Origin of the sequence: Variovorax paradoxus (genome assembly GCA_016806145.1) — a bacterium.
Taxonomy (GTDB): Bacteria; Pseudomonadota; Gammaproteobacteria; order Burkholderiales; family Burkholderiaceae_C; genus Variovorax.
In genome coordinates this window covers 5,472,655-5,484,663 of sequence record CP063166.1, presented here as the reverse complement: position 1 = coordinate 5,484,663, position 12,009 = coordinate 5,472,655, and the positions used below count along the sequence as shown (strand labels likewise).

At 72.6% G+C, this 12,009-nt stretch carries 9 protein-coding genes; 5 read left to right on the top strand and 4 right to left on the bottom strand.

Features of this window, described 5'->3' with window-relative positions:
- Positions 1-59: 59 nt before the first annotated feature.
- On the bottom strand, positions 60-266 hold the full coding sequence (locus INQ48_25580; protein ID QRF56669.1) for a DUF3460 family protein: 207 nt from the start codon (positions 264-266) through the stop codon (positions 60-62).
- Between the two features lie 71 nt (positions 267-337).
- On the opposite strand from INQ48_25580, the gene INQ48_25575 reads away from it, so the two are divergent.
- The 4 genes from INQ48_25575 (at position 338) to INQ48_25560 (ending at position 7,105) form a co-directional block, all read left to right on the top strand.
- Complete coding sequence (locus tag INQ48_25575; GenBank protein QRF60898.1) at positions 338-814, top strand: outer membrane protein assembly factor BamE; 477 nt, start codon at positions 338-340, stop codon at positions 812-814.
- 98 nt (positions 815-912) lie between these two features.
- Positions 913-1,626, top strand: coding sequence for a response regulator transcription factor (locus INQ48_25570; protein QRF56668.1), 714 nt, complete (start codon positions 913-915; stop codon positions 1,624-1,626).
- The gene (locus tag INQ48_25565) at positions 1,626-3,443 is read left to right on the top strand and encodes a hypothetical protein (GenBank protein QRF56667.1); all 1,818 of its coding nucleotides are present in this window, start codon (positions 1,626-1,628) and stop codon (positions 3,441-3,443) included. The genes INQ48_25570 and INQ48_25565 overlap by 1 nt, the downstream gene beginning before the upstream one ends.
- Positions 3,444-3,574: 131 nt before the next feature.
- Positions 3,575-7,105 carry an autotransporter outer membrane beta-barrel domain-containing protein gene (locus INQ48_25560; protein ID QRF56666.1) on the top strand — a complete coding sequence of 1,177 codons (3,531 nt, stop codon included), beginning with the start codon at positions 3,575-3,577 and terminating at the stop codon, positions 7,103-7,105.
- A 4-nt stretch (positions 7,106-7,109) separates the two neighbouring features.
- On the opposite strand, the gene INQ48_25555 is transcribed toward INQ48_25560, so the two are convergent.
- The gene (locus INQ48_25555) at positions 7,110-8,543 is read right to left on the bottom strand and encodes an amidase (protein QRF56665.1); all 1,434 of its coding nucleotides are present in this window, start codon (positions 8,541-8,543) and stop codon (positions 7,110-7,112) included.
- Here INQ48_25555 and INQ48_25550 point away from each other — a divergent pair.
- A complete protein-coding gene (locus INQ48_25550; GenBank protein QRF56664.1) occupies positions 8,542-9,444 on the top strand; it encodes a helix-turn-helix transcriptional regulator in 903 nt (300 codons plus the stop codon). The two genes, INQ48_25555 and INQ48_25550, sit on opposite strands and share 2 nt — an antisense overlap.
- A gap of 117 nt (positions 9,445-9,561) precedes the next feature.
- Here INQ48_25550 and INQ48_25545 read toward each other — a convergent pair whose 3' ends face one another.
- Positions 9,562-9,762, bottom strand: coding sequence for a hypothetical protein (locus INQ48_25545; protein ID QRF60897.1), 201 nt, complete (start codon positions 9,760-9,762; stop codon positions 9,562-9,564).
- 47 nt (positions 9,763-9,809) lie between these two features.
- Positions 9,810-11,906 carry a methionine--tRNA ligase gene (metG, locus tag INQ48_25540; GenBank protein QRF56663.1) on the bottom strand — a complete coding sequence of 699 codons (2,097 nt, stop codon included), beginning with the start codon at positions 11,904-11,906 and terminating at the stop codon, positions 9,810-9,812.
- Between the last annotated feature and the right edge of the window lie 103 nt (positions 11,907-12,009).

The window sequence follows — 12,009 nt, the reverse complement described above, 5'->3', positions numbered from 1 at the left end:
AAAAGGTAGCGCCGTGCCCAGCATTGGCGGGCGACGGATGCCGCATCGGCATCATGTTCTTACTTGGCCTGGGTCTGGTAGACGTAGGGCTGCTGCGGCACGCGGGCTTCCGCGTATTCCTCGAGCAGGCCGCGGTCGAGGTGCTTGTCCCAGAGCAGGGCGCGGCCCGCGCGCTGTTCCGCCTCGAGCGTCGGCTTCTTGGTTTTCATCTCGTCGATGAAGCTGGTGATCTCGGAGGTGTAGTGGGGGCGGCGGAAGATGGACATAGACTGAACCTTTGTGGGCGCGAATTTTACCGGGGGACGGCATGGGGCAGGTACGAGTCTGGCGGATCGGGGTGGCGGCCGTGTGGCTGGCGGCGGTGGCGGCCCTCTTTGCGGGCTGCGATTCGCAGCGCATCGAGCAGCTCGAGGAGGGCGTATCGACCGAGGCCGACGTGCGTGCGCGCTTCGGCGAACCCGAGAACGTCTGGGACGCGCCCGGCGGCCGGGTGTTCGAATACAACCGCCAGCCCCAGGGCCAGAAGAACTACATGGTCACCATCGGCGCCGACGGAAAGATGAGCGCGCTGCGCCAGGTGCTCACGCCCGAGAACTTCGCGCGCGTGAAGAACGGCATGGCGATGGAAGACCTGCGCAAGATGCTCGGCAAGCCCGCCAAGGTCACGCCCTATCCGCTGCGCCGCGAGTACGAATGGGAATGGCGCTGGCTGCAGCCGCCCAATTCGCCGATGGTGTTCACCGCGGTGCTCAACGACGACCAGCGGGTGGTGCGCAGCGGCTCCTCGCCCGACCGCGGCACCGAGGCGCCCTGAGACCATGAACACGTTCTGAGTCCGGGAAACGCGCCCGGTCACCCCATGAAAATGGGGGGCGCGAAGCGCGCGGCGCCGACTAAGCTCGGCGCCACCCCATGCCCGACGCCGCCACCCCCGCCGCTTCCACTTCCGCGCTGCGCTGGCGCGTCGCATTGCTCGAGGACGATGCCGAGGTCCGGCACTTCTTCGAGGCCTGCATCGCCGCCCATCCCGAACTCGAGCTGGTCGCCTCGCTGGGCCTGATGGCCGAGGCCACGGCCTGGTTCGACAGCCACCAGGCCGACATCCTGCTGACCGACCTCGCGCTGCCCGACGGCCACGCGCTCGAGCTGCTGCGCCAGGTGGTGCGCAGCCAGCCGGCCTGCGAGGTGCTGGTGGTCTCGGTCTTCGGCGACGAGGACACGGTGCTCGACTGCGTGCGCGCGGGCGCGGTGGGCTACATCCAAAAGGATTCCTCGCCGGCCGACATCGCCCAGGTGATCGTCGACATCAAGCACGGTGCCTCGCCGATCTCGCCGATGATCGCGCGCAAGCTGCTGCTGCACGTGCGCGGCGGCGATGCCAGGCCCGCCGCATCGGCCGCGCCCGACCCGGCCGCCGCCATGATGCTGACCCCGCGCGAGACCGAGGTGCTGGAGCTGATCTCGCGCGGCTACTCGTACGGCGAGATCGCGCGCCTGCAGGGCGTGACCAAGCACACGGTGCAGGGCCACATCAAGAACCTCTACAGCAAGCTCGCGGTGCATTCGCGCGGCGAGGCCGTGTTCGAGGCCAGCCGCATGGGGCTGCTGGGGCGCATGCTGGGCTGATGCGCCGCCTCCTGCTTGCCGTCCTCGCGCTGGTGGCCGTGCTGCTGATGCCCGCCACGGCGGGGGCCGCCAGCGAGGTGCTCGCACTCGACCGCGGCGAACTGCAGGTGCGCTTCGTCGGCCGCGCCTCGCCGCCGCCGGCCGAGGTCACGCTGCCGCTGCACTGGGACGCCCACTGGCCGCGCGCCGTCGGCTGGGCCCAGCTGCGCATCCGCTTCGCCGCACCCGCGGGCCATGCCGACGAGCCGCAGGCGCTGCTCGTCAGCCGCATCGGCAACGCCTACCGCGTGAAGCTCAACGGCCAGGTGATCGCGGCCGCCGGCAAGCTCGAGCAGATCAACGACGGCTGGTCGAACCGCCGCCCGCTGTGGCTGCGCGTGCCGCCCTCGCTGCTGCGCGACGGCGAGAACCTGCTCGAGATCGCGGTGCGCGCCGATCCCTCGCGCCGCGCCGGCATCGCGCCGGTGCGCCTGGGCGCCGAGCGCCTGCTGCAGCCGCAGTGGGACGCGCTCGAATGGCGCCACGTCACCCTGCCGCGCGTGATCACGCTGTTCAGCCTGCTGGTGGCGGTGTTCTGCCTGATGCTGTGGGCGCAGCAGCGCGAGGCCGTCTACGGCTGGGCCGCGCTGTGCGAGGCGCTGTGGAGCCTGCGCATCGCCACCACCTGGTGGGAGGAGGGGCTGCTCGCCTGGCCGAGCTGGTTCAAGGTGGTGCTCGCGGTGTTCTGGCTCGGCCACATCGCCACCTACCTCGTGATCCGGCAGGTCTGGCGCGGCCGGCCGCGGCGCGAGCAGTGGCTGGTCTGGGGCGTGCTGGGCCTGGGACCGGTGGCGCTGGCGCTCGGCACGCTGCAGCAGACGCAGAACTGGGTGCTCGGCTGGATCCTGCTGCTGGTGGCCGGCTGGCTGGCGCTGTCGCTGCGGCTGGGCTGGGAGGCTTGGCGCCACCGGGCCGGCGAGCGCGCCTGGATGCTGCTGATCCTGGTCGCGGGCTGGGTCGCGCTGGTGCGCGACAGCGTGATCGCGCGGCTTTTGGTCGAGCGCTTCGACGAGGCCGGCTGGACCAAGTTCGCGGCCGTGCTGGTGAGCCTCGCGATCCTCGCCATCGTGGGCATCCGTTTCCAGCGCACGCGCGAGGAGCTGCGCCAGCTGCACCTGTCGCTCGAGGACCGCATCCGCCTGCGCGAGTCCGAGCTGGCCGACAAGCATGCCGAGCTGCGCCGGCTCGAGCATGCGAGCGCGGTCGCGGCCGAGCGCGCGCGCATCCTGCGCGACATGCACGACGGCGCCGGCGCGCACCTGATCACCGCCATGCTGCAGCTCGAGCGCGGCGTGGCCACCAAGTCGGAGGTGATGCAGACCCTGCGCGAATCGCTCGACCAGCTGCGGCTGTCGATCGATGCCATCAACCTGCCGGCCGGCGACGCCAACGCGCTGCTCGCGAGCATGCGCTTCCGGCTGCAGCCGCGCATCGAGGCCGCGGGGCTCGCGCTCGACTGGTCGGTGGCGAACCTGCCGCGCTGGCGCTGCGATTCCGACGAGGCCACGCGGCACCTGCAGTACATGCTGCTGGAGGCGATCTCGAACGTGCTGCAGCACGCACGCGCACGCGTGCTCGCGGTCAGCGCGGCGGTCAGCACGACGGTCGGTGGCGATGCCATCGAGATCGTGCTGCGCGACGACGGCTGCGGCCTCGGCGAGGCGCGTGGCAACGGTCTGCGCTCGATGCGCCAGCGCGCGGCGCAGGCCGGCGTCGAGCTGCGCATCGAGAAGGCCGAGCCCGGCACGCGCGTGGTGCTGCGGCTGCCGCTCGCGTAGCGACCGCCATCTTTATGGGGCGCGCCGCGCGCCCCGTTTTCCTAGATTCGAACGCAGCCCCCGCTGCGCATCGCACAGGCCCGCCAGGCCCCGCGCGCACGGGTCGTTCCACCCCTTCGCGCCTCCTCGCCATGACACCTGTTCTTCGGCCGCGTGCCGTCTTCACGCCGACCCTGATCGCCGCCGCCGTCGCCGGCCTGGTGTGCGCATCCGCCTTGCCGCGCGCCTTCGCGCAGAGCGCCTGGACCTCCGCGCCGCCCTATGCCGACATGGCGCGCGCCGACTGGTTCAACGCCGCCAACTGGAGCGCTGGCGTGCCGGGCACCGGCACGGCCGTGACGGTGAACCTCGTGCCCGGCACCGTCGTCGGCATCGTCTCGGGCCCGGCCAGCGCGGCATCGGTCGATGCCTCGAACGGCACGCTGATGGTGGTGGAGGGCGCGGGACGGCTCGACACGGGCCTGTTCAACCTCGGCAGCAGCGACGGCCGCGACGTGCAGACCCTGCTGCGCATCGGCAGCGGCGGCATCGTGAATGCCGCGCGCTTCGTCTCGCAGGGCGGCGGCGGCACCGAGAACACGGTGTCGCTGAGCGGCGCGGGCAGCGCGCTCAACGTCGCCGGCGAGCTGCAGATCGGCCGCAGCGGCACCGGGATGATGCAGCTCGACGAGGGCGCGCGCGTGAGCGCGGGCACGCTGCAGATCGGGCAGGCGGGCACGGCCGACGGCCACGTGCTGGTGATCGGCGAGACCCCGGTCGACGCGCTGGTGGCCCAGCGCATCGTGCTCGCCACGCCGGGCTCGACGCTGGAAATCTCGCGCGCCGGCACGGCCCCGCTGGTGCTGGGCGCGGCGATCTCCGGCCCGGGCCGCTTCGAGGTCTCGAGCCCGGTCACGCTGACCGGCGACAACACCCAGAGCGGCGACATCGTGCTGGGCAGCACGCTGCGCGTGGGCGACGGCGCGAACGCCGGGTCCATCACCGGCAACCTCTCGGGCTTCGGCCGCGTGGTGTTCGACCGCGGCCCGGGCCGCGTGGCCTACGACGGTGCCATCGGCGGCAGCATCGCGATCGACAAGGAGAACGCCGGCACCCTGGCGCTCGGCGGCGCGCACGACACCGACGGCCGCACGCGCGTGCTCGGCGGCACGCTGCTGGTCAACGGCGCGCTGCCGCGCAGCACGGTCGAGGTGGCCGGCGGCGCGACGCTGGGCGGCCTCGGGCAGGTGAAGGCGGCCACCGTGCGCGCGGGCGGCACGCTGGCGCCCGGCGACGGCGGCGTGGGCACCTTCGCCGTGCTCGGCGACCTCGCGCTCGACCCCGGCAGCCGGCTGCACTACGACCTCGGCACGCCGGGCGTGCCGGGGGCCGGCGATCTGGTCACGGTCGCGGGCAACCTCACGCTCGACGGCAGCCTCGACGTCAGCGAGCGCGTCGGCTACGGCAACGGCGTGCAGACCCTGATGCGGGTCGACGGCAGCATCGCCGACAACGGCCTCGAGCTCGGCGCCATGCCCACGGGCTTCACGCACGCGGTGCACGTGCGCGGCTCGACCGTGGAGCTGGAGGTCAGCGGCGGCGCGGTCGGCACCAACCAGTTCTGGGACGGCGGCGGCACGGCCGGCGACGGCGTGGTCGCGGGCGGCGACGGCAGCTGGCGCTACCTCGAGCCGCAATGGACCGACATCGCGGGACGCAACGCGGAGGCCTGGAACGGCAACATGGCGATCTTCCAGGGCCGCGCGGGCGCGGTCACCATCGACGGCCTGTTCGACTTCAAGGGCATGCAGTTCCGCAGCGACGGCTACCGGCTCGAGGAGGGTTCGCACGCCGAGGGCTCGCTGCCCGGGCGGCTGGTGCCGCAGTTGCCCGAGGCGCCGGTGCGCGTCGACGCGGGCGTCACCGCCACCTTCAACGTGGGCATCGAGGGCCCGGGCGGCATCCTCAAGACCGGCCCCGGCACGCTGGTGCTCGCGGGCCGCAACGACCACGGCGGCGTCACCGCGGTCGACGAGGGCGTGCTGCGCGCGGGCCGCGCCAACACCTTCAGCGAGGCCTCGCACCACGACGTGCGCCGTGGCGGCACGCTCGACCTCGCGGGCCACGACCAGACCGTGGCCGGCCTCACGGTGGCGGGCACGGTGTCGCTGGTCGGCACCGAGCCCGGCACGCGGCTGACCGTGCGCGGGCCCTATGTGGGTCAGGACGGCACCCTGCGCCTGGGCACCCGGCTCGGCGACAGCGGCAGCCTCAGCGACCGGCTGGTGATCGACGGCGGCGTCCGCGAGGAGACCCGCGCCCTGAAGGCCGGCACCGTGAGCGCCACCGCGACCGGCCTGCGCGCCAACGCCGCCGCCAGCGTGACGGGCCGCACCCAGGTGCAGATCGTCAACCTCGGCGGCCTGGGCGCGCTGACCACCGGCGACGGCATCGAGGTCGTGAGCGCGATCAACGGCGCCACCACCACCGCGCAGACCACGCGCGATGCCTTCGCGCTCGTGGGCGGCCGCGTGGACGCGGGTGCCTTCGAATACCGGCTGCACGCGGCCGATGCGCAGGGGCTCGGCGAGAACTGGTACCTGCGCTCGAGCGTGGGGGTGACGCCGCCGCCTCCTCCCCCGCCCCCCGCGCCACCTTCCTCCGGCGGCGGCACCGTGGAGCCGCCGCCCCCGCCGACGCTGCCGCCGGCCCCCGCGCCGGTCGAGCGCCCGGCCTACCGCGTGCAGGTGCCGATGCTCGCCGCGCTGCCCGCGCAGCTGCGCGAGAGCGACCTCACGATGCTGTCGAACCTGCACCAGCGCAGCGGCGCGCCACAGGCCGCCGGCGACGGCCCGCCCGTGCGCCGCGCCTGGGGCCGGGTCATCGTGGCCGACCCGACGCTGGCACAGCGCGGCGCGGTCGATCCGCGCAGCGAGATGCACCTGAGCGGCTTCCAGGCCGGCACCGACCTCTGGGCCGGCGGCGCATGGCGCGCCGGCGTCTACGTGGGCCAGCTCGAGGGCAAGGCCGACGTGCAGGGCTTCGCGAGCGGCCTGTGGGGCGCGATCGGCCGCACCGACCTGCGCAGCCGCTACCTCGGCGGCTACGCCACCTTCACCGAGCCCGGCGGCTTCTATGCCGACGCGGTGCTGCAGTTCGGCCGCCACGACTACACGGCGCATCCGCTCGCCGCGCTGCCGATCGAGGGCAAGGGGCGCAGCACCGTGGCCTCGTTCGAGATCGGCCAGTCCTTCGAGCTCGGCGCGGGCTGGGCGCTCGAGCCGCAGCTGCAGCTGATCCACCAGAGCCGCTCCATCGACGAGGCTCTGATCCCCGCCGCGGTGGTGTCGCAGGACAGCGCCAACGGCTGGATGGCGCGCGCCGGCCTGCGGCTGAAGGGCCGCATCGCCGCGGGCGAGGGCGTGGTCGAGCCCTATGGCCGGATCAACCTCTACCGGATGGCCGCGGGCGCCGACATCGCGCGCTTCGCCGGCCCGGCCGCGTCCGCCGACATCGCGAGCAGTGCCAGCGGCAGCGCGGCCGAGCTCGCGGGCGGCTTCTCGTGGCGCATCGGGCCCGCGGTCAGCGTCTATGGCGAACTGGGCCGCCGCTTCGCGCTCGGCGGCGGCCTGCGCTCGCGCGCCTCGGTGCAGGCGAGCGCCGGGGTCAACGTGCGCTGGTGAGGACTCAGGCCGCCGCGTGCAGCGCCGGCCGCCGCGCGCTCCAGGGCATCGCCTGCTCGAGCTGCGCCGCGAGCTGCAGCAGCGTGGCCTCGTCGCCCATCGGCGCCATGCACTGCACGCCGATCGGCAGGTCGCCGGCCATCGCCAGCGGCAGCGAGATCGCGGGCTGGCCCGTGAGGTTGGCCAGCGGGGTGCAGGCGGCGTAGTCGAACAGGTGGTCGAAGAAGCCCTGCGCGTCGCGCGTGGCGTCGTCCTGGTCGAGCACGCCCAGCGCCACCGGCGGGGTGCGCATCGTGGGCGAGAGCAGGATGTCGTGCCGCGCGAAGAAGGGCGCGACCTCGCGCGACACCGCGTTCATCTGCATCAGCGCCAGTTCCAGGTCGAGCGCGCTCAGGCGCAGCCCGTGCTCGGCGGTGGCGCGCGTGCAGGCCTGCACCTGGGCCAGCGCCTGGTCGACACCGATCTGCAGCGCCTGCGCCACGCCCGCCACGCCGGCCGCGAGGAACGAGGACCAGAAGGTGCGCGTGGCCGCGAGGAAGGCCTCGTGCGCATAGGCGGGCGTGGCCCATTCCACGACGTGGCCCAGGTCGGCGAGCACCGCCGCCGTGGCCTCGACCGCCTCGACGCAGGCGCGCGCGGCCGGCTGCGTGCCCGGGAACTGCGTCGTGACCGCGATGCGCAGCCGGCGCGGCGGCGCGCCGATGGCCTGCGCATAGGGCTGCGCGGGCGGCGCCATCAGGAAGGGATCGCCGAGCTCGGGGCCGTGCATCGCGTCGAGCGCGCCGGCGGCATCGCGCACCGTGCGGCACACCACGCCCTCGATGCCCAGCCCCATCAGCGGCAGGCCGTAGCCCGGGCCCGCGCTGACGCGGCCGCGGCTGGGCTTGAGCCCGACCAGGCCGCAGGCCGCGGCTGGAATGCGGACCGAGCCACCGCCGTCGTTGGCATGCGCGACCGGCACGATGCCCGCGGCCACCGCCGCGGCCGAACCGCCGCTGGAGCCGCCCGTGCTGTGCGTCGGGTTCCAGGGGTTGCGCGTGGCGCCGCCGAAGGCGCTCTCGGTGGTGGCGTTGAAGCCGAACTCGGGCGTGTGCGTGCGCCCCAGCGTGGCGAAGCCGGCGCGGCGGAAGCGCGCCATCAGCGCGCTGTCGGCCGGCGCGGGCAGGCCCGGGCCGAACAGCCGGCTGCCGGCCTGGCAGCGCACGCCCTCGGCCTGCAGCACCAGGTCCTTGATGAGGAAGGGCACGCCGCCGAACGGGCCCTGCGCCTCGTGCGCGAGCGGTGCGTCGAACAGCTCGATGATGGCGTTGAGTCGCGGGTTCAGCGCGGCCGCGGCCTCGCGCGCGCAGCGCTGCGCCTCGGCGGCGGTGGTCTCCTTGCGGCGGATGGCGTCGGCGAGCGCGGTGGCGTCGAGGCGGCTGTAGTCGGCGAGATGCATGGCGGCGGGGTCCTGTGTCTTCGTTGGAGTGAAAGGCCGTCCGCAGCGTAGGTGGGCGCTGCCTGTCGCGGCAGTCGTTCAGATGAACGATGCGGGAATCTCCGCGCCCCAGGCGCGCGGCGCGCGCCTAAGATCGCGCCGCATGGCGCAGCAGGCTTTTCCGTCGATGTCGGGCGTTCCCGCCGAGCAGCTCGGCGCGATGCTGCTCGGCCTCTATCCGCTGGCCGCCGAGCCCGAGCGGCTGGGCGCGGGCGCGCTGCTCGACTGGCTGGCGCGCCACATCGCCTTCGACGGTGCCTGGTTCGGCCGCTCGCTGTTCGAGGCCGGCACCCTGCGGCCGCAGGGCGGCCACACGCGCGGCCTGGCGCCCGATTTCGTGAACGACTGGTGCCGCGTGCGGCACATCGATCCCGTGGTGCCGGCCGCGATGGCGCAGCCCGGCCATGGCGTCGCGCTGGGCGCGCACGAGCTGCCGCCCGTGGCCTCGATGCGCGCCTTCGCGGCCGACCATGGCATCGGCCAGGCGCTCAGCGTGATCGTGCCCGCGCCCGGTTCGCCGTGGTGGATGCACCTGTCGCTCTACAGCCGCGAGGCGGCCGGCCTCGGTGCGCGCGCGCAGGCGCTGGTCGAGCTGCTGATGCCGCACCTGGTGCTGGTGCAGGGGCTGGGATTGCACGAGGCGCCGGTGCCGGCATCGGCCGCCCTCACGCTGCTGAGCCGCCGCGAGGCCGAGGTGGCGCGGCTGTTCGCGCAGGGGCAGAGCTACAAGATGGTGGCGCGCACGCTCGGCAGCTCGCCGGCCACGGTGCGCCATCACCTGCGGCAGGTCTATGCCAAGCTGGGCGTGACGAGCAAGGTGCAGATGGCGCGGCTGGTGGGCGCGCCAGTGGCACCTGCCTGATATTCAGTTGCGGGTCACGAAAATCCGTTCACGCTGAGCTTGTCGAAGCGCCGCGCGAGGCTTCGACAGGCTCAGCCCGAACGGTTCTTTTCGATCGACCGGTATGAAAGGCGGCGCCTATTTGCCGCTGTCCGGAATCACCGCATCGGCCGCAGCGCCCACCGCCTTGCCGGTGATGCGCGCGGTGCCGATCGCCGCGTCGGCCGCGAGGCCCACGGCGCCCGCGGTCACGCTGACCGCGGTGCTCGCCACCGAGACCACCGCGCAGCCGCCGAGCGCGGCCAGCAGCGCCGCCGCGAGGGTGGCGCGAAAGAACATCGGCAGCGGTGTCGTCATGGCGGTACCTCTTCGGGAGAACGCGGGATTCAGCGCACGCGCATGCCGGGCGTGGCGCCGGGCCAGGGCTCGAGCACGTGGATGCCCGGCTGGGCCTTCTCGTCGGCGTGGCTGGCGGCGAGCACCATGCCTTCGCTGACGCCGAACTTCATCTTGCGCGGCGCGAGGTTCGCGACCAGCACCGTGAGCTTGCCCACGAGCTGCTCGGGCTGATAGGCCGAGGCGATGCCGCTGAACACGTTGCGGGTCTTGCCTTCGCCCGCGTCGAGCGTGAGGCGCAGCAGCTTGGTCGAGCCCTCGACCTTCTCGCAGGCCACGATCTTCGCGATGCGCAGGTCGATCTTCACGAAGTCGTCGATGCCGATGGTGGGCGCGATGGCCTCGCCGCCGGGCAGCGCATCCGCCGCGGGTGCGGCGGCGGGGGCGGCCACCGGCTCGGGCGCATCGAACAGCTGGTCGACCACCTTGGCGTCGGCACGCTGCATCAGGTGCTTGTACTCGCCGATCGCATGGCCCGCGGGCAGCGCCTGCGCGGCATCGGTCCAGGCGAGCGGCGCGATCTTGAGGAAGGCCTCGACGTTCGCGGCCAGCGCCGGCAGCACCGGCTTGAGGTACAGCGTGAGCAGGCGGAAGGCCTCGATGCAGACCGTGCAGACGTCGTGCAGACGCGCCTCGGCGCCTTCCTTCTTGGCCAGTTCCCAGGGCTTGTTCTGGTCGACGTACTCGTTGACCTTGTCGGCCAGCGCCATCACCTCGCGCAGCGCGCGTGCATAGTCGCGACCGTCGTAGAGCGCGTGGACCTCGCCGGCCGCCTCGCGCAGCGCGAACAGCAGCGCGTCGCCATCGGCCGACACCGCGCCCAGCTTGCCGCCGAAGCGCTTGCCGATGAAGCCGGCCGCGCGGCTCGCGATGTTGATGTACTTGCCCACCAGGTCGCTGTTGACGCGCGCGACGAAGTCCTCGGGGTTGAAGTCGATGTCCTCGTTGCGGCCGTTGAGCTTGGCCGCGATGTAGTAGCGCAGCCACTCGGCATTGAGGCCCAGCGACAGGTACCTGAGCGGGTCGATGCCGGTGCCGCGGCTCTTGCTCATCTTCTCGCCGCTCACCGTCAGGTGGCCGTGCACGTAGACCGCGTCGGGCGCCTTGCGGCCGCTGAAGTGCAGCATCGCGGGCCAGAACAGCGTGTGGAAGGTGATGATGTCCTTGCCGATGAAGTGCACCTGCTCGAGCTCGGGGTCGGCCATGTACTCGGTGTACGAGATGCCGTCGCCGCCCAGTTCGATGCAGCGCTTGTCGAGCAGGTTCTTGAGCGAGGCCAGGTAGCCCACGGGCGCGTCGAGCCAGACGTAGAAGTACTTGCCCGGCGCATCGGGGATCTCGATGCCGAAGTAGGGCGCGTCGCGGCTGATGTCCCAGTCGCCGAGGCCGCCCTTGCCCTCGTCGTCCTTGTAGAGCCACTCGCGGATCTTGTTCTGCACCTCGGGCTGCACGTGGCCGGGCGCGGCGGTCCATTCCTTGAGGTAGGCCTCGCAGCGCGGGTCGGACAGCTTGAAGAAGAAGTGCTCGGAGCTGCGCAGCTCGGGCTTGGCGCCCGACAGCGCCGAGTAGGGGTTGATCAGCTCGGTGGGCGCGTAGACCGCGCCGCAGACCTCGCAGTTGTCGCCGTACTGGTCCTTCGAGTGGCAGTTCGGGCACTCGCCCTTGATGAAGCGGTCGGCCAGGAACATGCCCTTCTCGGGGTCGTAGAACTGTTCGACGCTCTTGGTGCTGATCAGGCCGTTGGCGCGCAGGTCGCGGTAGATGTCCTGCGCCAGCTGGTGGTTCTCGGGGCCGTCGGTCGAGTGCCAGTTGTCGAAGGCGATGTGGTAGCCGTCGAGGTACTGCTTGCGGCCCGCGGCGATCTCGGCCACGAAGGCCTGCGGCGTGACGCCGGCCTTGTCGGCCGCGATGGTGATCGCCGCGCCGTGCGCGTCGTCGGCGCAGACGAAGTTGACGTCGGCACCGTTCATTCGCTGGTTCCGCACCCAGATGTCGGCCTGGATGTACTCCATCATGTGGCCGATGTGGAACTTGCCGTTGGCGTACGGCAGGGCGGTGGTGACGAAGAGCTTGCGCGGGGCGGACATCGGGGGAGGCGCTTTCGGAGTTGCGGGAGCGTCGGAAGCGACGCAGCGGGAGAACCGGGCATTTTAGGTGGCGCCGCGTTCCGGCGGGTTCGATGGGAGCATC